The following is a 21,884-nucleotide window of genomic DNA, read 5'->3' on the forward strand; positions in this document are numbered from 1 at the left end:
CGGGGCGCACGGCAGGGCGCCGCAGCGGAAAGGAAAAAGGGATGCGGAAAAGGGGCCGTCGAGCCCTATCGCATTCGCTGATTCACGGAAGTTCTCCCTCGGGGACCAGGATCCCTGGCGAGGGATCCGCGCTTGCCGCAGACCTCGCTGCCTACGGCCTGGTCATCACCCGGGGCACCCCGCCACGGAAGGAGGGTTGCCGGACAGCGGGCCGGGGCCTGCATCGCTGTCACTCGTGACCTGCGCAGAATCATGCCATACGGGCAACATCACGCAAGCCCCGGTCCGGATGGCGGAACGGGGCTTGCGTCACACGCTGTGTTACCGGGCGCTCAGGTGTTGCTGGCGGTCACCCAGCGCTCCAGGGCCTGCCGGGCCGCGCCCGAGTCGATCGCGGCGGCGGCCTTGTCGATGCCGGCCCGGATCTGCTGGGCCAGCGGGGCGTCGGAGGGCTCCAGCGCGACCAGCGCCGCCGCGGAGTTCAGCAGCACCGCATCGCGCACCGGTCCGGTCTCCCCGTCCAGCAGCCGGCGGGCCACCTCCGCGTTGTACGACGCGTCGGCGCCGCGCAGCGCCTCCACGGGCACCAGGTCGATGCCCACGTCGCGCGGGTCGAAGGCCTCCTCGCGCACCGTGCCGTCCCGGACGATCCAGACCCGGGAGGTCGCGGTGGTGGTCAGCTCGTCCAGGCCGTCGTCGCCCCGGAAGACCAGCGCCGAGGAGCCGCGCTCGGCGAGCACCCCGGCCAGGATCGGCGCCATCCGGGCGTCGGCGACCCCGGTCGCCTGGGCGCGGACCTTCGCGGGGTTGGTCAGCGGGCCCAGCACGTTGAACGTGGTGCGGATGCCGAGCTGGCCCCGGGCGTTGGCGACGTGCCGCAGCGAGGGGTGGAACTTCACCGCGGAACAGAAGGTGATGCCCGCCTCCCAGGCGACCTCGGTGACCCGCTGCGGGGTGAGGTCGAGATTGACGCCGAGCTTCTCCAGCACGTCGGATGCGCCGCTGGCCGAGGACGCCGCGCGGTTGCCGTGCTTGACGACCTTGGCGCCGGTGCCGGCCACCACGATCGAGGACATCGTGGAGATGTTGACGGTATTGGCGCCGTCGCCGCCGGTGCCGACAATGTCCACGCTCGGTCCCGGCACCTCGATCAGCCGGGCGTGCGCGTACATGGTCCGGACGAGCCCGGAGATCTCGGCGACGGTCTCGCCCTTGGCCCGCAGCGCCACCGCGAAGCCGGCGATCTGGGCGTCGCCGGCCTCGCCCCGCATGATCCGGTCCATCGCCCATGCGGTTTCCTCCGCGGCGAGGTCCCGGCCGTCGAGCAGGCCGTTGAGGATGCCCGGCCAGGTGTGGGCCGCCACGCTGTCGCCGCCGAGGGGGGTCGCAACGTTCATGGTCCACACTCCTGATTTGTCTCCTGCTTGTGCGTTCACCCTATCGAGCCGCCGAGCAGGCCGAAGGGCCCCGTCCGATCAACGGACGGGGCCCTCTGGGTGGCGTGCTCCTACGGTGCGCCATGAGGCGCCGCGGTGATCAGTGGTGGCCGTGGCCGCTGGTGATCTCCTTGTACTCCTCGACCGTGGGCTTGGCGATGACGTTGTCCTCGCCGTAGTAGCTCTTGGAGAGCTTGGCCCGCAGCTTCTGCAAGCGCGACACCTTGCGTGCCACACCGTTCTCGTCGACCTCCGGGCCGAGCTCCAGGGGCGTGGGCTGCTCGTGCTGGGTGAGCACGTGCAGCTGCTCCTGGTCGAGCGGCTCGTGGACCTCGATGAACTCACCGTGCGGCAGGCGCTTGATGATGCCGGACTCGCGTCCGTGCAGCACCTTGTCCTTGTCGCGCCGCTGCAGACCCATGCAGATCCGCTTGGTGGCGATGAAGGACAGCACCGGAAGGACGAAGAATCCGATCCGGACGAACCAGGTGAGCGAGTTGAGCGACAGGTGGAAGTGCGTGGCCCACAGGTCGTTGCCGCCGCCGATCAGCATCACGAAGTACGCGACCAGCCAGGCGACACCGAAGCCGGTACGGGTCGGCACGTTGCGCGGGCGGTCCAGGATGTGGTGCTCGCGCTTGTCGCCCTTGACCCAGGACTCGACGAACGGGTAGACCGCGATCGCGACCAGGACCAGCGGGAAGATCACGATCGGGATCAGCACACCGAAGTTGACGGTGTGGCCCCAGAAGTTCCACTCCCAGCCCGGCATGACACGCACCAGACCCTCGGCGAAGCCCATGTACCAGTCGGGCTGGGCGCCGGTGGACACCTGGTCGGGTCGGTACGGGCCGATGGCCCACACCGGGTTGATGCTGGCGATCGCGGCGATCGCCGCGATCACACCGAAGACCAGGAAGAAGAAGCCTCCGGCCTTGGCCATGTAGACCGGCAGCAGCGGCATGCCCACGACGTTGTTGTTGGTCTTGCCGGCACCCGGGAACTGGGTGTGCTTGTGGTAGAAGACCAGGATCAGGTGCGCCACCAGCAGGCCGAGCATGATGCCCGGCAGCAGCAGGACGTGCACCGTGAAGAACCGCGGGATGATGTCGTGCCCCGGGAACTCCCCGCCGAAGATGAAGAACTGCAGGTACGAACCGACCAGCGGCATCGCCAGGATGACGCCCTCGATGAACCGCACTCCGGTGCCGGAGAGCAGGTCGTCGGGGAGCGAGTAGCCGGTGAAGCCGGTGAACATGCCCAGCACGAACAGCAGGAAGCCGAACAGCCAGTTGACCTCGCGCGGCTTGCGGAAGGCGCCGGTGAAGAACACCCGCATCATGTGGACCATCATCGCGGCCAGGAAGACCAGCGCGGCCCAGTGGTGGATCTGGCGGATGAGCAGGCCGCCGCGCACGTCGAAGCTGATGTCCAGCGTCGACTCGAAGGCCTGGGTCATCCGGATTCCCTGCATGGGCACATAGGAACCGTGATAGGTCACCTCGGCCATGCTCGGGTGGAAGAACAGCGTCAGGTAGACACCGGTCAGGATGATGATGATGAAGCTGTAGAGCGCGACCTCACCCAGCATGAAGGACCAGTGGTCCGGGAAGATCTTGCGCATGTTGGACTTGGCGAGGCTGTAGATGCCCAGCCGGCCGTCCGCCCAGTCCGCGATCCGCTCGCCCCGTGGCGCCGGGCCACGGCGTGTGCTGGTCGCGGTTGTCTCGTTACTCATCCGCGCTCCCAGAAACTCGGGCCGACGGGCTCCTCGAAGCCGCTTGCGGCCTCCAGGAAGCCGTCCTTCTCCGTGATGTGCAGCTGCGGCAGGGCGTGTCCGGCCGGACCGAAGATCACCCGACCACCGTCAGAGAGGTCGAACGTCGACTGGTGGCACGGGCAGAGCACGTGGTGCGTCTGCTGCTCGTACAGGCTGATCGGGCAACCCACGTGGGTGCAGATCTTCGAGTACGCCACGATGCCCTCGTGCGACCAGGAGAGTTCGTGCTTGTCCTTGATGTCCTGCGGCTGGATCCGCACGAGCATCAGGGCGTCCTTGGCGATCTTCTCGGCGAACTCCTCGTCGTTCTCCTCCAGGCCCTCGGGCTTGGCGAACGTCAGGGAGCCGACCGCGATGTCCTCGGGACGCAGCGGGAGGTTGGTGGACTGGTTGACGAGCCGGACGCCCCTCTTCCAGTTCGTGGTGCGCAGCTTGTTCCCGGGCAGCGGCCCGAGGTCACGCAGCAGGACGACACCGGAGAGCGGCACCAGGGCCAGCGCACCGAACATCGTGTTGCGGACCAGCTTGCGGCGGCCGATCTGCGACTCCTTGGCACCCGCCGCGAAGTCCGCCATGACCTTGGCCTTGACCTCGGGGGGGGCCTCGATCGGGTGCCGCTCGTCGGCGACCTCCTCGTCCGACATCAGCGTGCGGGCCCAGTGGACCGCACCGGCGCCGATGCAGAACAGCGCCGCGCCGAGCGTCAGACCGAGCGCGAAGTTCAGCGCGCTGATGTGACCGATCGGCCAGATGTAGACGATCTTGTCGATCGGGATCGCCACATACGAGGCGATGAAGGCGACCGTCGCGACCATCGACACCACGAAGAGCAGCGCCACGGTGCGCTCGGAGCGCCTGGCGGCCCGCTCGTCGATGTCCTGGGCGCGGTGCTCGTGGGGCGGCAGACCCGGGTCGGCGAAGGGGTTCTCCGCCGTGGCCACCGCACCTTCGTGAGCCGTCTCCCGCTCACTGGGAAGGGTTTCTTCTGGCACGTCTTCGTGTCGTCCAGTCTCGCTCATGACTTCTTGGCCTTCGTAGTCCGGGCTGCGACCCAGATGGCGACCGCGATCAGCGCGCCCAGGCCGAAGATGTAGCCGAAGAGACCCTCACTGACCGGACCGAGACCGCCGAGGTCGAGGCCGCCGGGGCTCTCGGAATCATCGCCGTTGACGGCGCCGAGGTACGCGATGATGTCCTTCTTGTTCTCCTTCGACAGCGAGCCGTCGCCGAAGGAGGGCATGTTCTGCGGGCCGGTCTCCATGGCCTCGTAGATGTGCTTCGGGTCCACGCCTTCGAGCGTCGGTGCGAACTTGCCGTTGGTGAGGGCGCCGCCCTTACCGGTGAAGTTGTGGCACTGCGCGCAGTTGGTGCGGAACAGCTCGCCACCCTTGCCGATGTCGGCGCCGCCGGCGCTGTACTGCTCCTTGGACGGCACGCTCGGGCCGGCACCCAGCGACGCGACATAGGCCGCGAGCTGGTCGATCTGGGCGTTGGTGTAGATGTTCTTCTTCTTCGGCACTTGGGCGCCGGGCTGCTGGGCCGGCATCCGCCCGGTGCCCACCTGGAAGTCCACGGCTGCGGCGCCGACGCCGACCAGGCTCGGACCGTCGGAGGTGCCCTGACCGCCGGTGCCGTGGCAGCTGGCGCAGCCCACGGCGAAGAGCTTCTTGCCCTCCTTGATGGCAAGAGACTGGGCGGTGTCATCGGCCTGAGCCTTGTCCGCCGGCGCGAACGCGGCGTACAGCCCCCCAGTGACCGCCAGCGCGAAGAGTAGGACGACGAGCGCCGCCAGCGGATGGCGCCGTCGTGCGGAGAGCTTTTTCACGGATTACCCCGGTGTCAGGATCTTCTGCGTCGATGCTTTGACTGTGTCTGTCTGATATGCGGGCCCGGAAACAGGCCCCGAACCGGTTACCGGATCAGGTAGATCGTGGCGAAGAGGCCGATCCAGACGACATCGACGAAGTGCCAGTAGTAGGACACGACGATGGCCGCGGTGGCCTGCGTGTGGGTGAACCTCTTGGCCGCGTACGTCCTGCCCAGGACCAGCAGGAAGGCGATCAGACCGCCCGTCACATGCAGTCCGTGGAAGCCGGTGGTCAGGTAGAACACCGAGCCGTACGGGCCGGACGAGAGCGACAGGCCCTCGTGCTTGACCAGCTCCGTGTACTCGAAGACCTGACCGCCGATGAAGATCGCACCCATGATGAAGGTGACCACGAACCAGGCCCGGAGCTTCTTGACATCGCCCCGCTCGGCCGCGAAAACGCCGAGCTGGCAGGTCAGAGAGCTGAGCACCAGGATCGTGGTGTTGGTCGCGGAGAACGGAAGATTCAGCGCACTGGCGGATTCCTTCCAATACTCGGATCCGGTCACCGAACGAAGGGTGAAGTACATCGCGAAGAGGGCCGCGAAGAACATCAGCTCGGAACTCAGCCAGATGATGGTTCCGACGCTGGTGAGGTTCGGCCGATTGACCGACGGGTGCGCGTGCCCGGTTTCTACTGTCGTTGCTGTCGCCACGACCGACATTATGTCGGTCGCTTATCCCGCCCTCACTCCGGGGGGTGCCGTTCGGTGTGTCAAGGACGTATGCCCTGCTCGTACGGCCCAATTTCAGAGGTCGCCCGAAGGGGGTACGCACCGGGTGGCCGCCGCCCGCCGGCCCGTCCCGAGCCGGTCCTGACGGCCCGTCGGGCAGATCATGGATCCGCTCAACCCCTCCTGCGGACACCCGCCGCGGGAGTAGCATCCGCCCCACCCGATGCTGTGCCGCTACGAAGCGTGGAGGAACGATGCAGGCGACTGCCACGGTGCTGGTCTACAGCGACAACGCAGGCACCCGCGAGCAGGTCAGGCTGGCGGCCGGCCGGCGCCCCGCCGCCGATGTCCCGCAGATCGAGATCCTGGAGTGCGCCACCGCGCCCGCCGTGCTCACGGCCCTGGAGCAGGGCGGTATCGACGTCTGCGTGCTGGACGGCGAGACCGCACCCGCGGGCGGGATGGGCGTCTGCCGGCAGATCAAGGACGAGATCTTCCGGTGCCCGCCGGTGCTGCTGCTGATCGGCCGCCCCCAGGACGCCTGGCTGGCGACCTGGAGCCGTGCGGATGCCGCGGTGACGCATCCGCTGGACCCGGTGGCCTTCGCGGACGCCCTGGCCGGCCTGCTGCGCCGCAGGAACCTCGTACAGGCCTGAGCGGCCGCCGGGCGGCGTCAGAACTTCGGGCGCAGCCGGGCGTCGTCGGCGGGGTCCTGGGCGCGCCCGGCGGCTCCTGTGGTCGTGTCGGCCTTGTTCTTGAGCGCGCTGCCCTCGCGCCATTCCTGCCAGGGCATGTTCCAGTCGCCGAAGCCGTTGTCGAACGGCGTCATGGTGTCGCCGCCGCTGTTGACGACCTTGACGATGTCGCCGATACGCACGGTGTTGAAGAACCACTGGGCGTTGCTGGTGGACATGCCCGTACAGCCATGGCTGACGTTCGCCGCGCCCTGTGATCCCACGGACCATGGTGCGGCGTGGACGTACTCCCCGCTCCAGGTCACCCGGGTGGCCCAGTGGACCGGCAGGTCGTAGGCGTCCCCGCTCCCGGCGGCGATGCCGACCGTGGAGCTGCGCATCCGTACGAAGCTCTCCTTGCCGAGGACGACCTTGACGCCGTTGCGGGTGGAGAATCCGGGCTTGCCGGTGGTCACGGGGATGGTATTGATCGACTCACCGTTGCGCAGCACCGTCATCTGGTGCGCCGCCGCGTCGGTGATGGCCTCCACGCGGTCGCCGGTGGTGATCTTCACCGGCTTGGACGGGCCTCCGTAGAGCCCCTTGGCGACCTTCAGGCCCGCCAGGTTGCTGTGCACCGAGATGGTGGCGTGCGCGGGCCAGTACTCCTTGGGGCGGAAGTGCAGCTTCTTGTCGTCCACCCAGTGCCAGGAGCCCTGGACCCGCGGCATGGAGTCGACCTTCAGGGCGCTCTCGACGACGGCCCTGGCCTTGGGGTCCTTGATCGGCTGGCTCATTTCCGCGGTGACCGGCTGGCCGACGCCGTACTCCCCCTCCTTCGGGCCGAAGGTGGCGGTCAACTGGCCGTCGGCGCCGCGAGTGTTGACCACGAGCGTCTTACGGCCGGGGGAACCGTCCTCCTCCTCGGTGCTCACCCGCACCGTGTAGCGGCTCCCGGCGGCCAGTGGCGCCGTGGTGCGCCAGTGCCTGCCGTCGGCGCTCAGCTCGCCGCGTACGAAGCGTCCTGTGGTGTCGGTGGCGGTCACGTCGGTGATCCGCGCGTCGTCCCCCTTGACGGACACCTCGATCGGCTTGTCGGGGTCCGCTTTCCTGGTGCCGACCGGGGTGTTGGCCGTGATCTGGTCGGCCGCGTCGTAGGGAGTGCCGGAGAGCGCTTCCGAATCCGAGCCCCCGCACGCGGTGGCGCTCACCGCAAGGGGCACGAGCAGGAGGCCGCAGCTCAGCACCGTCCGGGTTCGAGGTCTGTGACTCATGCCCCAAAAATATGAAGAATCACCTGTCCCAGCGCGCTGGAGGAGTGCAAACGGGTCTGCTCCCGGCCGCCAAACGAGGCGGGCCCGGACACCTGTTGAGGTGTCCGGGCCCGCCGCGGCGTCATGCGCCCTGGTTACTGCGTGCGGTTCTCGCCGCGGTAGTACTCGAAGACCCAGCCGAAGAGGCCGACGAGGATCACCGGGAGGGAGAAGTACAGCAGCCACCAGCCGAAGACCACGCCCAGGAAGGCGAGCGCGCCACCGACGGCCAGGGACAGCGGCTGCCAGCTGTGCGGGCTGAAGAAGCCCAGCTCACCGGCGTCGTCCGAGACCTCGGCGTTCTCGTTGTCCTGGGCACCCGCGTCGACCCGCCGGGCCGTGAAGGCCAGGTAGTAGCCGACCATGATGCACAGGCCGAAGGCGAGGAACAGTGCGGTGGTACCCGCGGGCTCCTTCGACCAGACGCCATAGACGATCGCCATGGCGAGGACGAAGACGGAGAGCCAGATGAACATCTTGCCCTGGATCTTCACTTGCCCGCCTCCTTGCCGCCGGCGAGGGCCTTGTCATCCTCGGAGGCGCGGCCGTTGTGCAGCGCGTCGAGGGCTGCGATCTCCGGGTGGTGCAGGTCGAACGCCGGGGATTCGGAGCGAATACGCGGCAGGGTGAGGAAGTTGTGCCGCGGCGGCGGGCAGGACGTCGCCCACTCCAGCGAGCGGCCGTAGCCCCACGGGTCGTCGACCTCGACCTTCTTGCCGTACTTCGCCGTCTTCCAGACGTTGTACATGAACGGAAGGATCGACAGGCCCAGCAGGAACGAGCTGATCGTCGAGATGGTGTTCAGCGTCGTGAAGCCGTCGGCCGCGAGGTAGTCCGCGTAACGCCGCGGCATGCCCTCGGCGCCCAGCCAGTGCTGGACGAGGAAGGTGCCGTGGAAGCCCACGAACAGCGTCCAGAAGGTGATCTTCCCGAGCCGCTCGTCCAGCATCTTGCCGGTGAACTTCGGCCACCAGAAGTGGAAGCCCGCGAACATCGCGAACACGACCGTGCCGAACACCACGTAGTGGAAGTGCGCCACCACGAAGTACGAGTCCGAGACGTGGAAGTCCATCGGCGGCGAGGCCAGGATGACACCGGTCAGACCACCGAACGTGAAGGTGATCAGGAAGCCGATCGTCCACAGCATCGGCGTCTCGAAGGACAGTGAGCCCTTCCACATCGTGCCGATCCAGTTGAAGAACTTCACACCGGTCGGCACAGCGATCAGGAACGTCATGAACGAGAAGAACGGCAACAGCACGCCGCCCGTCACATACATGTGGTGCGCCCACACCGTGACCGACAGACCGGCAATCGACACCGTCGCCGCAATCAGGCCCATGTAACCGAACATCGGCTTCCGGGAGAACACCGGAATGACCTCGGAAATGATGCCGAAGAACGGCAGCGCGATGATGTACACCTCGGGATGCCCGAAGAACCAGAACAAATGCTGCCAGAGCAATGCCCCGCCATTTGCGGCATCGAAGACATGCGCCCCGAATTTACGGTCCGCCTCCAGCGCGAACAGCGCCGCCGCCAGCACCGGGAAGGCCAGCAGGACCAGCACACCGGTCAGCAGCACATTCCAGGTGAAGATCGGCATCCGGAACATCGTCATGCCGGGTGCCCGCATGCAGATGATCGTCGTGATGAAGTTGACCGAACCGAGGATCGTACCGAAGCCCGAGAAGGCCAGACCCATGATCCACATGTCCGCGCCGACGCCCGGCGAACGCACCGCGTCAGAGAGCGGCGAGTACGCGAACCAGCCGAAGTCCGCCGCACCCTGCGGGGTGAGGAAGCCGGCCACCGCGATCAGCGAGCCGAAGAGGTACAGCCAGTAGGCGAACATGTTCAGCCGCGGGAACGCCACGTCGGGCGCGCCGATCTGCAGCGGCATGATCCAGTTCGCGAATCCGGCGAACAGCGGCGTCGCGAACATCAGCAGCATGATCGTGCCGTGCATCGTGAACGCCTGGTTGAACTGCTCGTTCGACATGATCTGCGTGCCGGGACGGGCGAGCTCGGCGCGCATCAGCAGCGCCATCAGTCCGCCGACGCAGAAGAACGCGAACGACGTGACCAGGTACATCGTGCCGATGGTCTTGTGGTCAGTGGTCGTCAGCCACTTCACCGCAGCGATGCCGGGTTGCTTCTTGCGTACGGGCGGTGCTGCCGGAGCCGTATCGGCGGCGGCACCCTGAGGTTCGTTGAGGATGCTCACTGGTTCTTGGTCTCCGCATTCCTGGCGTGATCCGTCTGCTTGATGCCCGACGGCAGGTATCCGGTCTGGCCCTTCTTCGCCAGGTCCTTCAGGTGCTCCCGGTACCGCTCGGGGGAGACGACCTTGACGTTGAAGAGCATCCGGGAGTGGTCGACACCGCACAGCTCGGCGCACTTGCCCATGAAGGTGCCCTCCCTGTTGGGAGTCACCTCGAAGACATTGGTGTGGCCCGGGATGACGTCCTGCTTCATCAGGAAGGGCACCACCCAGAACGAGTGGATGACGTCACGCGAGGTCAGCACGAACTGGACGGTCTCGCCCTTCGGCAGCCACAGGGTCGGGCCCGGGTTGCCGGTCTGCGGGTTGCGCTCGCCCGGGGTGCCCGAGTCGTAGACGCCGTCGGCACCGGCCGGAGCGCCCTTCTTCCACTTGTCCGGGATCCCGGACAGTGCGCTGGAGTTGATGGCCGAGGTCGACTTCTTGCCGTCCACGTTCTCCAGGTAGTTGAACGCCCAGCTCCACTGGAAGCCGACCACGTTGACGATGTGGTCGGGCTTCTTGGAAGTCTTGAGGATTGCGCTCTCATCGCGCGCGGTGAAGTAGAACAGCACCGCGATGATGATGAACGGGACGATCGTGTACAACGCCTCGATCGGCATGTTGTACCGCGTCTGCGCGGGGACCTCCACCTTGGACCTGCTGCGGCGGTGGAAGATCACGCTCCAGATGATCAGGCCCCAGACCAGCACGCCCGTTGCGAGGGCGGCGGCCCAGGAGCCCTGCCAAAGAGAGAGGATCCGCGGCGCCTCGTCGGTGACGGGCGTTGGCATGCCGAGGCGGGGAAAGTCCTTATATGTGCAACCAGTAGCGGTCGCCAGGACCAGGCCCGCAGCAAGCACCTGCGGCAGCTTCCGCCGCATCGGGCGCCGCGACGAGCGGTCGGAGCCGTTGGGACTCACGTAGCGCCTTCCCGAGAGTCTCGCCCGCGCGGTCGGCTGCGGCCTTACTCGCTGGTCGGTCGCCGCCCTGCGTCGGGCAGGGGTTTGGATGTTTATGCGGGCCAAACCTTACTGGACGCTATTTGGGGTCGCGCGGGGAGGGTGCCCAACGCGCCGCGACGCACCCCTAAGGGGTGGCCAGGGCTTGCGGGAGGCGCCCGCGGAACCCCCGGGTACCGGCCGAATACCCGCTTCCACCAGGCATCTGACGCCGTGCCCGGCCGCGCTCCCGCGCCGCCCCCTGGGCCGCTCCCACCCGCAGGCCGCGCCCGGGAGCCGGGCGCGCCCGCACGGCGGGACCGGTGCCGCCACCCGGCCGCGGGCCGGAGGACTAACGTCTCGTACGTGCCCTATTTCGACGCGGCGTCGGCCGCCCCTTTGCATCCGGTCGCCCGCGAGGCCCTGCTCGCCTCGCTCGACGAGGGCTGGGCCGATCCGGCCCGTCTCTACCGCGAGGGGCGGCGCGCCCGGCTGCTGCTGGACGCCGCGCGGGAGGCCGCGGCCGAGGCGGTGGGCTGCCGCCCCGACGAATTGGTTTTCACCCCTTCGGGGACGCAGGCGGTGCATACGGGAGTCTCCGGCGCGCTGGCGGCCCGTCGGCGGGCCGGCAGCCGGCTGCTGTACTCCGCCGTGGAGCACTCCTCCGTCCTGCACGCCGCCGAGGCCCACGAGGCGGCCGGCGGCAGCCGCGCGGAGCTGGCCGTGGACCGTACGGGCCGGGTGGCGGCCGGCGAGGTGGCCGCCGCGCTCGGCCCGGACACCGCGCTGGTCTGTCTCCAGTCCGCCAACCACGAGGTGGGAACCGAACAGCCGGTCGAGGAGGTGGCCGCGCTCTGCCGGGAGGCGGCCGTCCCCCTCCTGGTGGACGCCGCGCAGTCGCTGCCGTGGGGTCCCGTGCCCGGCGCCTGGTCGCTGCTGACGGCGAGCGCCCACAAATGGGGCGGCCCGCCGGGCGTGGGGCTGCTCGCCGTCCGCAAGGGGACCCGGTTCGCGCCCCAGGGGCCGCGGGACGAGCGGGAGTCCGGCCGCAGCCCGGGGTTCGGGAACATCCCCGCCGTCGTGGCCGCCGCGGCGTCCCTGCGTGCGCTGCGCGCGGGGCCGGAGACCGGGGACGAAGCGGCGCGGCTGCGGCGGCTGGTGGACCGGATCCGGACCCGGGTGCCGCAGCTGGTCCCGGACGTGGAGGTGGTCGGCGATCCGGTGCGCCGCCTCCCTCACCTGGTCACCTTCTCCTGTCTCTATGTCGATGGAGAGGCCCTGCTGCACGAGCTCGACCGGGCGGGCTTCTCGGTGTCGTCCGGGTCGTCGTGCACGGCCAGCACCCTGACGCCGAGCCATGTGCTGCGGGCGATGGGTGTGCTGTCCGAGGGGAATGTGCGGGTCTCGCTGCCGTACGGCACGGACGAGGCGGACGTCGAGCGCTTCTTGGAGGTGCTGCCGCGGGTGGTGCACGCGGTGCGGGAGCGGCTGGGCGTCCCGGCGGCGGGGGCCGGGGGACGGCCGGGGCCGGAGAGACCGCCGATGCCGGGGAGACCGCGGGGGCCGCCGAACCCGGGGAATCCACCGAGGTCACCGAGGCCGCCGGGCCGGCTGAAGCCGCCGGGCTGGTCGTCGACGCGCTGGGCAAGCGCTGCCCGGTCCCGGTCATCGAGCTGGCGAAGGTGATCGGCGAGGTGCCGGCCGGCGGGACGGTGACCGTGCTCTCCGACGACGAGGCCGCCCGGCAGGACATCCCCGCCTGGTGCGCCATGCGCGACCAGGAGTACCTGGGCGAGCGGGCGGCCGAGCGCGGCGCCGCGTATGTCGTGCGGCGCCGCGCCTGAAGTCCTGTCCGGACCCGTCAGACCAGGTGCTGCTGGACCTCGGCCGCGGCCTCGTGGCCGTAGGCCTTGGTGAAGCGGTCCATGAAGTGGCTGCGGTGCAGCTCGTACTCCTGGGTGCCGACGGTCTCGATGACCAGCGTCGCCAGCATGCAGCCGATCTGCGCGGCGCGCTCCAGGCCGACGCCCCAGGCCAGACCGGACAGGAAGCCGGCGCGGAAGGCGTCGCCGACACCGGTCGGGTCGGCCTTGGCATTCTCCTCCGGGACACCGACCTCGATGGCCGGCTCGCCGACCCGCTCGATGCGGACGCCGTTGGCGCCGAGGGTGGTGACGCGGGTGCCGACCTTGGCCAGGATCTCCTCGTCGGTCCAGCCGGTCTTGGACTCGATCAGGCCCTTCTCGTACTCGTTGGAGAAGAGGTAGGCCGCGTCCGCCAGGAGGGTGCGGATGGCGTCGCCGTCCATCCGGGCGATCTGCTGGGAGAAGTCGGCGCCGAAGGGGATACCGCGGCTGCGGCACTCCTCGGTGTGCCGGATCATCGCCTCGGGGTCGTCCGCGCCGATCACGACGAGATCCAGGCCGCCGACCCGCTCGGCCACGTGCTGCAGCTCGATCAGCCGGGCCTCGCTCATCGCGCCGGTGTAGAAGGAGCCGATCTGGTTGTGATCGGCGTCGGTGGTGCACACGAAGCGCGCGGTGTGCAGCACCTCGGAGATGCGGACGGAGCGGGTGTCGACGCCATGGCGGTCGAGCCAGGCGCGGTACTCCTCGAAGTCGTTGCCGGCGGCACCGACCAGGATCGGCGCGGTGCCGAGCTGGCCCATACCGAAGCAGATGTTGGCGGCGACGCCGCCGCGGCGGACATCGAGCTGGTCGACCAGGAACGAGAGGGAGACCGTATGCAGCTGGTCGGCGACCAACTGATCGGCGAAACGGCCGGGGAAGGTCATCAGGTGGTCGGTGGCGATGGAGCCGGTGACTGCAATACGCACGACGGGTCTGCTCCTGCGGAAGGCGTAGGGGCGGGCTGACGTGTAGCCACGCTACCCGCCGGGGTCGCGCGCCACCCGGTCATCCCGGACACTTGGAATGGCTGAAACTACCCAATAGTAGGTCTTTCTCCTCGGTATATGGCTGCGTACGGTGCCCCTATGACCAAACCTGTGAAAGCCGTCACACCGCGTGAGGGCGTCTCGCCCGCCGCGCAGGACCCCGAATCGCTCGACCAGCTGCGCGGCGACTGCGCACGGATGGCGGACCGGTGGACGTCCGGGCGGCGATCCACGCCCGCACCGGGGCGCGCCGCCGATCTGCACGGCGTCGAGGTCCCCTCCCGTTCGGCCGCGCTCGTCGACGGAATGTCCGAGTACGGCGACTGAAATGTCCCCGTACGGCGGCTGACCGGCCGCCCGGCCGGAACCGTATCGACCCCCGCTCCGTCCCATCGGCGTCACCTCACGGAGGATGGCACGTCAGATGTTCAGCGGAGCCGAAGGAGCGATGCGGTGAACACCGAGGACACCACCGACACCCCGAACCCCAAGGAGCGCAGGCGGCGCACCCCCGTGGTGGTCGCCTCGATGGCCGCGGCGGTACTTCTCGCCGGGGGCGGCGCGGCGTACTGGGTCTCGTCCGCGTCCAGCAACGAAGACGCGGGTGCAGCGGCCCAGGGCGACCCTCCACCGCTGGCGCTCGACGGCTACACCGGCGGCGGTTCGATCGCGGCCGGCGAGCCCAACCCGCAGGGCGCGAAGTACCGGGCGGTGGCGAAGCTGCCCGGCGGCCCGGCATCCGCGCCGGTGTACCGCCCCAAGGGCGAGATCAGCCGCGAGTCCGTGGAACGACTGGCGAAGGCCCTGGATGTGTCCGGAAAGGTCCGCTCGGAGGGCACCTCCTGGAAGGTCGGCGGGCCGACGCGGGACGCCCGCAGCCCCGTCCTGGAAGTGAAGAAGTCCGGCTCGGGCGCCTGGACGTACTCGCAGTACGGCACGCCGGGTGGTACGAACTGTGCCCTGCCCTCCTCCCCCAAGGGCGGCAAGGGCCAGGACCAGGCCGACGGCGCGGCGCCGTCGGGCCGGCCCGGCTGCCCCTCGTACCGCGGCGGCAGCGACGTCACGACCGAGGACGACAGCAAGGGCGCGGTGTCGCCGGAGAAGGCCGAGAAGGCCGTGCGGCCGGCGCTGAAGGCGCTCGGTCAGGAGAACGCCAGGCTGGACGCGGGCGGGCTGTCCGGCGCGGTGCGGATCGTCAGCGCGAATCCGGTGCTCGGCGGGCTGCCGACGTACGGCTGGCAGAGCGATCTGCAGGTCGGCTCGGACGGCCAGGTGGTCGGCGGCAGCGGCCAGTTGGCGAACCCGGCCAAGGGTGCGGACTATCCGGTGCTGGACGCCGCCAAGACGCTGGACCGGCTGAATACGGGCGAGGGCCGCACGCCGGCCGGCTGCCCCTCGACGCCCGGTGACAAGGGCGGCAAGGACGCCAAGGGGGGCAAGGGCGGCGGGATAGCGCCGTGCGAGCCGGCGCCGACGAAGGCGCAGCAGCCGTCGGAGGTGACCGGCGCCGTCTTCGGCCTCTCGGTGCAGTACGTGGACGGCGCGCAGGCGCTGGTGCCGTCGTGGCTGTACAAGGTGCGCCAGCCGGGCGCCGGCAGCGGTCCGGACGCCACCACGACGATCGCGCACCCGGCGGTGAACCCGAAGTACCTGGCCCACCGGGGCGGCGGGTCACCGAGCGCGGCGAAGCCGTCCGGCAAGCCCGGGGCGATGGCCCTGGAGTCGTACGCCGTGGGCGACGGCGGCAAGAAGCTGACGGTGCACTTCTGGGGCGGGGTGTGCAGCACCTACTCGGCGAGCGCCGAGGAGTCCGGCTCGGAGGTGAAGACCAAGGTCGTCGGCAAGGACAAGAAGCCGGGCCAGGTCTGCGTGAAGATCGCCAAGGAGTTCACCAAGACCGTGACGCTGCAGAAGCCGCTGGACGGCCGGAAGGTGGTCGATGTGTCGACCGGTGAGTCCGTGCCCAAGCGGTGACCGGACGCGGTGCGGGCCGCCCCGGCGGCACAGCGGCACCGGCCACCGCGGGCGGCCGCACGGAGACGGGAAAACGAAAGGCGGCACTCCCCCACTCGGGGGGGGCGCCGCCTTTCGGCGAGCTGCCGTGCTCCTCGGCCGGCGCCCGTACTCCTTGACCGGAGTCCGCGCGCGTCGGCCGGAGCCCGCGCTCCTTAGCTGAAGGAGTCGCCGCAGGCGCAGGAGCCGGTGGCGTTCGGGTTGTCGATCGTGAAGCCCTGCTTCTCGATGGTGTCGACGAAGTCGATGGAGGCACCGCCCAGGTAGGGGGCGCTCATCCGGTCGGTGACGACCTTGACGCCGTCGAAGTCCTTGACGACATCGCCGTCGAGCGAACGCTCGTCGAAGAAGAGCTGGTAGCGCAGACCGGAGCAGCCGCCGGGCTGAACGGCCACCCGCAGCGCGAGGTCCTCCCGGCCTTCCTGCTCCAGCAGGCTCTTGACCTTCGACGCGGCCGCGTCGGACAGGATGATGCCGTCGCTGACGGTGGTCTCGTCCTGAACGCTCATCTACATCTCTCCCGGGTTGTACGGACCGCTTGTCATCGGATGCAACCAGCTGCAACCGGCGACGTCCCGGATTAATTCCGGCTGGGCGCGAATTGCCGAGAAGCCGGTTTCCGGACACCGTCCGGGCGAGCCTCTCGCCTTGTTCTCTCCTCATGCTCGCACACCGGCCGCCGGGAACACGTGGCCGACCGCACACGGCGCAAGCCGAGGACCCACGGCACAGGCCAGGGGCACTGATGCGTCACATCGACACAATCGCCATCGTCAAAGTGACGTGAAGCGACTATGATAGATAGCGTCATATAGACGAAAAGGCTCCCGGTGGACCCACCGGCTCCCACGGATGCGGCTGCGCCGCGCTCATCGAAGAAAAGAGAGGGTGCGTGTTGTGACCACCGCCCAGCCCCTGGACGTCCAGCCGACCCCGCTGGCCCTGCTCCTCCTCGGCCGCGAGGCCGACCCGAAGAGCGAGCGCGGCGTGGAGTGCCCCGGCGATCTGCCGGCCCCGTCGGACCCCGACCTCGTCGAGCGCGCCCGAGCGGCCAAGGCGAAGCTCGGGGAGAAGGTCTTCGTCCTCGGGCACCACTACCAGCGCGACGAGGTCATCGAGTTCGCCGATGTGACCGGCGACTCCTTCAAGCTCGCGCGGGACGCCGCCGCCCGGCCGGACGCCGAGTACATCGTCTTCTGCGGTGTGCACTTCATGGCGGAGTCCGCGGACATCCTCACCGGCGACGACCAGCAGGTCATCCTGCCCGACCTCGCCGCCGGCTGCTCGATGGCCGACATGGCCACCGCCGAGCAGGTCGCCGAGTGCTGGGACGTGCTCACCGAGGCCGGTGTCGCCGAGCAGGTCGTTCCCGTCTCCTACATGAACTCCTCGGCCGACATCAAGGCCTTCACCGGCAAGCACGGTGGCACGATCTGTACGTCCTCCAACGCCAAGCGGGCGCTGGACTGGGCGTTCGAGCAGGGCGAGCCCGGTGCGACCAAGGTGCTGTTCCTGCCCGACCAGCACCTCGGCCGCAACACCGCCGTCCGCGACATGGGCCTGTCCCTGGACGACTGCGTGGTCTACAACCCGCACAAGCCGAACGGCGGCCTGACCGCCGAGGAGCTGCGGGCCGCGAAGATGATCCTGTGGCGCGGCCACTGCTCGGTGCACGGCCGCTTCTCGCTGGAGTCCGTGAACGACGTCCGCGCGCGCATCCCGGGCGTCAACGTCCTCGTCCACCCCGAGTGCAAGCACGAGGTCGTGGCGGCGGCGGATTACGTCGGCTCGACGGAGTACATCATCAAGGCGCTGGAGGCCGCCCCGCGCGGCTCGAAGTGGGCGATCGGCACCGAGCTGAACCTGGTCCGCCGGCTGGCCAACCGCTTCGCCGCGGAGGACAAGGAGATCGTCTTCCTCGACAAGACGGTCTGCTTCTGCTCGACGATGAACCGCATCGACCTCCCGCACCTGGTGTGGACACTGGAGTCGCTGGCCGCCGGGAAGGTCGTCAACCGCATCCGGGTCGACGAGGAGACGGAGAGCTTTGCGAAGCTGGCGCTGGAGCGGATGCTGGCGTTGCCGTAGCCCACGCTTTTGGCTTTCCCGTCGTGGGGGTTGCTCGCCGTTTTGCGCCCGCTGCGCGGTGCGCCCGCCGTTGCGCCTGCGGCGGGCCGGTCCGCTGCGCGGGGCTGTGGGTGCGGTGACGGGCCTCCGGGGCCTGGTGTGTGGACTGCTTCGCTTTACGTCCACACACCAGGCCCCTCCGGCCCGTCCCCTCCCGTGGGGGAGGAAGTGAACGTGAGTGGGGGCGGGCCATTGGCTCTGCTTGGTGGCGGGGTGGCTATTCCAGGGTCCAGCGGACCTTGTCGCCGCCCTTGATGGCGGTGTGACAGGGGCCCTTCTTGATCTTCTCCTCGTTCACGTACGCGTTCCACTTCTTCTTGCCCTCGGCGGCGTCGCCGTGGATCTCGGTGACGACGAAATCCTGGGCTTTGGTGTCCCAGCGCGCCTTCACGCCGCCGAGGCCGTACTGCTCATCGGCGTCGACCAGGGCGGTGAGGGGCGTGGGCGAGAGACCGTCGGCGGCGCAGTAGAAACCGCCCAGGAGCGTGCGCGGTCCCGTGATGACGAGTCCCACGCTCGCGGTGTAGGGGCCGCCGGTCACGCCGACGCGGACCCGGACGTCGCCCGACGAGGCGAGGGCGGACGGCGGTCCCGCGAGAGCCAGGGCGAGGCCCAGCCCGAGCGCGATGACGGGGGTGGCCCTGTGGGCCAGCGCGGACGGCACGGTTGCTCACCTTTCGTCGGTCCAGCTCCACCCGCCACGAAACCACCGGCCCCCGCGATCGGCGAGAGGTGCACGGCCAAATGTGTGCACCGCCGTATCCGTGCACCGCCACCTGGGTGCGCCGCCAAGTCCGTGCGACGCCAATTGCGTGCGCCGCTCCGCCCGCAGACGGAGCGTCACGTGCTCCGCTACCGCTCTACAGATAGATCTGCTGACGGCAGGCCCGGCAGCAGGTCCGGCCCTCGCACAATCTGGTCTCCCCGTGGTCGCAGGGCTCCGGCAGCCGGTCACCCCGGCTGACCGCGATCCGTAACACGTCCCGCAGCGCCTGGTGGAGTGCGGCGGCCGTCCGGCACAGCTCCCGGGCATCGGCGCCCCGTACGGCGGGCCGGGCCCCGGTCTCCTCCAGCAGGGCCTCGGCGGCTTCGATCAGCTCGTCCTCGGCATGGTCGGCCAGCAGGGAGAGGGGGCTGTCGGGGTTGTCCGTGCTCAGGTAGCACGGGGCGCCGTCCGGCCTGGTCCACGGCAGCAGCCGCGGAGGCGAACACCGCGGCGGCGAACTCTCGAACATATGGCTCGCTTCCTTCGAATCGACCCTTCTCATTACCGTGTGTATCGCCATCGCCACCCCGTGGGACATGGCCTCAACGCGGGTGTCTCGTCCGCCTGTTGAGCTGGGACGACCGAGAGCTGACGGATATGAAGTTCACGTCGAAGGAACTGACCCCGTACCTGTCCGCACGCCACTTCTTCGGCTCCGAACAGCGCCGCCACCGCGAGCGCGCAAAACTGTCGCTGGTGCAGTTGGCGAACATCGTCAACTTCGGCAAGAGCACGCTGGCGCGCGTCGAAGCGGCAGAGCTGATGCCACCGCCGGAACTCCCCGCCGCGCTCGACGCGGCATTCGGCACGGAGGAGTACTTCCACGGCCTGTACCAGCTGGCGAAGAGGGAGGCACATCCGGATCAGTACCGGCGGTTCATGGACTTCGAGGCACGCGCCGAGGTGATCGAGGTCTATGAACCGCAGGCCGTGCCTGGATTGCTGCAGACCAAGGAGTACGCTCGCGACTCTCTGGGCTGCCAGGAAGACTTGACCAAGGAACAGGTCGAAGAGCGCGTCAACGCCCGGATGTCCCGTCAGGAGCGTCTGCGATCGGCCGCCCGGCCATACCGATGGGTGATCATCGACGAGGCTGTGCTCCGGCGGCACGCGGGCGGCAGGGAGTGCATGCACAAACAACTGGCTCGGCTGCTCGAACAGGTGGATACTCCCGACAGTAAGGTGCAGGTCATGCCGTTCAGCGCGGGTCCGTACCCGCTGATGGGCGGCGCCCTGAATCTGCTGACGCTTCCCAACGGCTCCACCATGGCCTACGAAGAGGGCATCGAGACCGCGCACCTCCACGAGGGTTCGGAAGCTGTGAAGAAGTGGCGGCGTCGGTACGAGGTGCTGCGTGCGAATGCCCTCTCACTGACGGAGTCAGCGGACCTGATCCGAAAGGCAATGGAGGACTACAAGCCATGCGACACACATCCGAGTTGAGCGCGGCTCGCTGGCGCAAGAGCAGCTACAGCAACACCAATGGCGGAAGCTGCGTCGAGGTCGCCGACGACTTCCCCGGCCTCGTGCCCGTACGGGACAGCAAGAACCCCCACGGCCCCGCGCTCCTCATCCCCCACGCGGCCTGGAGCACCTTCGTGGAATCCCTCAAGGACCAGAGCTAACAGCGGCGTTCGCCCTTCCCGGCACATCGCGGGGAAGGGCTGCGCTACAGCAGCAGGGCACCTCTCACGAAGTCGGCGGATCTGATCCGAAAGGCAATGGAGGACCACAGGCCATGCGACACGCCCCGGTTGACCTGAGCACCGCCCGCTGGCGCAAGAGCAGTTACAGCAACTCCAACGGTGGCGAATGCATCGAGATCGCCGAGGACTTCGCCGGCCTCGTCCCCGTACGCGACAGCAAGAACCCCCACGGCCCCGCACTCCTCATCCCCCACGCGGCCTGGACCACATTCGTGGAATCCCTCAAGGACCAGGGCTAGTACACCGCTCGGGCCGTCCCGGTGCGTCGCCGGGTCGGGTCCGGTCACAGGGAAACGCGCTGCCCGGCGGCGGTGACGGTGATGCGGTAGCGGTCGCGGGGCGGGCTGCCCTGGGTCCGCCAGGCGTGGTAGGCGTGCTCGACCTCGTCCCACAGGCGGCGTGGGCCGTGCTGTTCCGTGTCGTATACCGCACGGCCGGGGACGTATTCGGCGGTGGCCCATGATGTGCGGGCGTCGTCGAAGAGCCAGTACGTGGCCTCGTCGCTGCCGTCGTCGGCGTGGCACAGCAGCGGCCAGGCGTCCCGCACCCGCAGTCCGACGGCGAAGCGGGCGTGCGGATCGTCCTCCAGTACCCGGGGGTCGAGCGTGGTCATGGAGTGCTCGCCCTCCTCGCCGTGGTACCAGTCCCTGATGCGGCCGTAGGAGCGGCGCTGCTGGCGGGCCCACATGAAGGCCGGGCGGCCGGAGAAGCCGCCGGTGGCCCGTCCGTCGCGGACCGTCAGGGTGGCGAACGAGTAGGAGTGGAACGACGAGCCCCACGGGGTGAGGATCGTGCCGCCCGGGGCGGTCTGTTCCACCCAGGCGTAGGGGATGTCGCGGACCGTGCAGGTCGCGATGATCCGGTCGAAGGGGGCCCGAGCGGGGACGCCCGCCAGGCCGTCGCCGCACTCCATGTGGGGGTGCAGGCCCGCCCGGGCGAGGTTGTCCCGGGCGATGTCGTGCAGGGCCTTGTCGGTCTCGATCGTGGTCGTACGGTCCCCGCCGAGCCGGTGGGCGAGCCAGGCGGCGTGGTAGCCGGTGCCGGTGCCGACCTCCAGTACGGAGTCGCCGTCCCGGACGATCGCGGCCATCGCCAGCATGAGGGAGGGCATGGACGTCGAGCAGGTGGGAAAGGCCACCTCGCCCGCCGCGCGCCGGCCGTCGTTGTGCTGGGTGATCAGGGGCAGGTCGGCGTAGACCATCCGACGCCACTCCGCCTCGTCCGCGGCGCGGGAGACCGTGCGGTCGGCCACCTCGAAGGTGTCAGGGACGAAGTGCGCGCGGTCGACGGCGGCGACCGTCGTTGCCCACTCCGGGGGCAACTCGCCCTTGTTGTGCAGGATTTCCACCAGCCGGCTCGGCGAGGACATGGCGCCGCCCCCTACTTCTTCGGCGGATCGGTCACCGGCTTGGTCCACCGGCCGTCGGA

At 69.0% G+C, this 21,884-nt stretch carries 23 protein-coding genes and 1 riboswitch; of the genes, 9 read left to right on the top strand and 14 right to left on the bottom strand.

The window, feature by feature from the left end; translation table 11 throughout:
* Positions 1 to 123 precede the first annotated feature (123 nt).
* A riboswitch (SAM riboswitch) is annotated at positions 124 to 241 on the bottom strand.
* 91 nt (positions 242 to 332) lie between these two features.
* The 5 genes from trpD to ctaE form a co-directional block, all read right to left on the bottom strand.
* On the bottom strand, positions 333 to 1,397 hold the full coding sequence (trpD, locus tag ABR737_RS13720) for an anthranilate phosphoribosyltransferase (RefSeq protein ID WP_350250457.1): 1,065 nt from the start codon (positions 1,395 to 1,397) through the stop codon (positions 333 to 335).
* Between the two features lie 139 nt (positions 1,398 to 1,536).
* Positions 1,537 to 3,174: a cytochrome bc1 complex cytochrome b subunit gene (qcrB, locus tag ABR737_RS13725; RefSeq protein ID WP_350250458.1), complete on the bottom strand. Its 1,638-nt coding sequence runs from the start codon at positions 3,172 to 3,174 to the stop codon at positions 1,537 to 1,539.
* Complete coding sequence (qcrA, locus tag ABR737_RS13730) at positions 3,171 to 4,235, bottom strand: cytochrome bc1 complex Rieske iron-sulfur subunit (RefSeq protein WP_350250459.1); 1,065 nt, start codon at positions 4,233 to 4,235, stop codon at positions 3,171 to 3,173. The genes qcrB and qcrA overlap by 4 nt, the downstream gene beginning before the upstream one ends.
* Positions 4,232 to 5,041 (bottom strand): cytochrome bc1 complex diheme cytochrome c subunit, encoded by an 810-nt coding sequence (qcrC, locus tag ABR737_RS13735; protein ID WP_350250460.1) that lies wholly within the window; start codon positions 5,039 to 5,041, stop codon positions 4,232 to 4,234. Before qcrC ends, qcrA begins: the two co-directional genes overlap by 4 nt.
* Positions 5,042 to 5,127: 86 nt before the next feature.
* Positions 5,128 to 5,748 carry an aa3-type cytochrome oxidase subunit III gene (ctaE, locus tag ABR737_RS13740; protein WP_086717031.1) on the bottom strand — a complete coding sequence of 207 codons (621 nt, stop codon included), beginning with the start codon at positions 5,746 to 5,748 and terminating at the stop codon, positions 5,128 to 5,130.
* A 263-nt stretch (positions 5,749 to 6,011) separates the two neighbouring features.
* Here ctaE and ABR737_RS13745 point away from each other — a divergent pair, with 263 nt between their 5' ends.
* Complete coding sequence (locus ABR737_RS13745) at positions 6,012 to 6,413, top strand: DNA-binding transcriptional response regulator (protein ID WP_350250461.1); 402 nt, start codon at positions 6,012 to 6,014, stop codon at positions 6,411 to 6,413.
* Between the two features lie 17 nt (positions 6,414 to 6,430).
* On the opposite strand, the gene ABR737_RS13750 is transcribed toward ABR737_RS13745, so the two are convergent.
* From ABR737_RS13750 to ctaC, 4 genes are all read right to left on the bottom strand, one after another.
* Positions 6,431 to 7,705 (bottom strand): L,D-transpeptidase, encoded by a 1,275-nt coding sequence (locus ABR737_RS13750; RefSeq protein WP_350250462.1) that lies wholly within the window; start codon positions 7,703 to 7,705, stop codon positions 6,431 to 6,433.
* 134 nt (positions 7,706 to 7,839) lie between these two features.
* Positions 7,840 to 8,238, bottom strand: coding sequence for a cytochrome c oxidase subunit 4 (locus ABR737_RS13755; RefSeq protein WP_030083935.1), 399 nt, complete (start codon positions 8,236 to 8,238; stop codon positions 7,840 to 7,842).
* Positions 8,235 to 9,971 (bottom strand): aa3-type cytochrome oxidase subunit I, encoded by a 1,737-nt coding sequence (gene ctaD / locus ABR737_RS13760; RefSeq protein ID WP_350250463.1) that lies wholly within the window; start codon positions 9,969 to 9,971, stop codon positions 8,235 to 8,237. Before ctaD ends, ABR737_RS13755 begins: the two co-directional genes overlap by 4 nt.
* Positions 9,968 to 10,930, bottom strand: a complete 963-nt coding sequence (gene ctaC, locus ABR737_RS13765) for an aa3-type cytochrome oxidase subunit II (RefSeq protein ID WP_350250464.1) — start codon at positions 10,928 to 10,930, stop codon at positions 9,968 to 9,970. The genes ctaD and ctaC overlap by 4 nt, the downstream gene beginning before the upstream one ends.
* 384 nt (positions 10,931 to 11,314) lie before the next feature.
* Between ctaC and ABR737_RS13770 the strand changes: the two genes are divergently transcribed.
* Both ABR737_RS13770 and ABR737_RS43915 read left to right on the top strand, forming a co-directional pair.
* The gene (locus ABR737_RS13770; RefSeq protein WP_502964316.1) at positions 11,315 to 12,634 is read left to right on the top strand and encodes a cysteine desulfurase family protein; all 1,320 of its coding nucleotides are present in this window, start codon (positions 11,315 to 11,317) and stop codon (positions 12,632 to 12,634) included.
* Positions 12,631 to 12,792: a sulfurtransferase TusA family protein gene (locus tag ABR737_RS43915; RefSeq protein ID WP_502964317.1), complete on the top strand. Its 162-nt coding sequence runs from the start codon at positions 12,631 to 12,633 to the stop codon at positions 12,790 to 12,792. Before ABR737_RS13770 ends, ABR737_RS43915 begins: the two co-directional genes overlap by 4 nt.
* Positions 12,793 to 12,809: 17 nt before the next feature.
* Here ABR737_RS43915 and ABR737_RS13775 read toward each other — a convergent pair whose 3' ends face one another.
* Positions 12,810 to 13,784, bottom strand: a complete 975-nt coding sequence (locus ABR737_RS13775; RefSeq protein WP_350250465.1) for a carbohydrate kinase family protein — start codon at positions 13,782 to 13,784, stop codon at positions 12,810 to 12,812.
* 159 nt (positions 13,785 to 13,943) lie between these two features.
* Here ABR737_RS13775 and ABR737_RS13780 point away from each other — a divergent pair, with 159 nt between their 5' ends.
* A complete protein-coding gene (locus tag ABR737_RS13780) occupies positions 13,944 to 14,171 on the top strand; it encodes a hypothetical protein (protein WP_350250466.1) in 228 nt (75 codons plus the stop codon).
* 126 nt (positions 14,172 to 14,297) lie between these two features.
* Positions 14,298 to 15,818, top strand: coding sequence for a hypothetical protein (locus tag ABR737_RS13785; RefSeq protein ID WP_350250467.1), 1,521 nt, complete (start codon positions 14,298 to 14,300; stop codon positions 15,816 to 15,818).
* Between the two features lie 194 nt (positions 15,819 to 16,012).
* Here ABR737_RS13785 and erpA read toward each other — a convergent pair whose 3' ends face one another.
* Positions 16,013 to 16,366, bottom strand: coding sequence for an iron-sulfur cluster insertion protein ErpA (erpA, locus tag ABR737_RS13790; RefSeq protein ID WP_030256738.1), 354 nt, complete (start codon positions 16,364 to 16,366; stop codon positions 16,013 to 16,015).
* Positions 16,367 to 16,745: 379 nt separating this feature from the next.
* Here erpA and nadA point away from each other — a divergent pair, with 379 nt between their 5' ends.
* Entirely contained in the window at positions 16,746 to 17,945 is a 1,200-nt protein-coding gene (gene nadA / locus ABR737_RS13795) for a quinolinate synthase NadA (protein ID WP_350250468.1), read from the top strand.
* A 256-nt stretch (positions 17,946 to 18,201) separates the two neighbouring features.
* Here nadA and ABR737_RS13800 read toward each other — a convergent pair whose 3' ends face one another.
* A complete protein-coding gene (locus ABR737_RS13800; RefSeq protein ID WP_350250469.1) occupies positions 18,202 to 18,648 on the bottom strand; it encodes a hypothetical protein in 447 nt (148 codons plus the stop codon).
* Positions 18,649 to 18,844: 196 nt separating this feature from the next.
* The gene (locus tag ABR737_RS13805; RefSeq protein WP_350250470.1) at positions 18,845 to 19,219 is read right to left on the bottom strand and encodes a hypothetical protein; all 375 of its coding nucleotides are present in this window, start codon (positions 19,217 to 19,219) and stop codon (positions 18,845 to 18,847) included.
* A gap of 128 nt (positions 19,220 to 19,347) precedes the next feature.
* Between ABR737_RS13805 and ABR737_RS13810 the strand changes: the two genes are divergently transcribed.
* The 3 genes from ABR737_RS13810 to ABR737_RS13820 all read left to right on the top strand — a co-directional run bounded on the left by ABR737_RS13810 (position 19,348) and on the right by ABR737_RS13820 (position 20,695).
* Positions 19,348 to 20,193, top strand: coding sequence for a helix-turn-helix domain-containing protein (locus ABR737_RS13810; RefSeq protein WP_350256780.1), 846 nt, complete (start codon positions 19,348 to 19,350; stop codon positions 20,191 to 20,193).
* Positions 20,172 to 20,375, top strand: a complete 204-nt coding sequence (locus tag ABR737_RS13815; protein WP_350250471.1) for a DUF397 domain-containing protein — start codon at positions 20,172 to 20,174, stop codon at positions 20,373 to 20,375. The genes ABR737_RS13810 and ABR737_RS13815 overlap by 22 nt, the downstream gene beginning before the upstream one ends.
* A gap of 113 nt (positions 20,376 to 20,488) precedes the next feature.
* On the top strand, positions 20,489 to 20,695 hold the full coding sequence (locus ABR737_RS13820; protein WP_350250472.1) for a DUF397 domain-containing protein: 207 nt from the start codon (positions 20,489 to 20,491) through the stop codon (positions 20,693 to 20,695).
* Between the two features lie 44 nt (positions 20,696 to 20,739).
* On the opposite strand, the gene ABR737_RS13825 is transcribed toward ABR737_RS13820, so the two are convergent.
* Positions 20,740 to 21,825, bottom strand: coding sequence for a methyltransferase domain-containing protein (locus ABR737_RS13825; protein ID WP_350250473.1), 1,086 nt, complete (start codon positions 21,823 to 21,825; stop codon positions 20,740 to 20,742).
* Positions 21,826 to 21,884: the final 59 nt, after the last annotated feature.

Origin of the sequence: Streptomyces sp. Edi2 (assembly GCF_040253635.1) — a bacterium.
Lineage (GTDB): Bacteria > Actinomycetota > Actinomycetes > Streptomycetales > Streptomycetaceae > Streptomyces.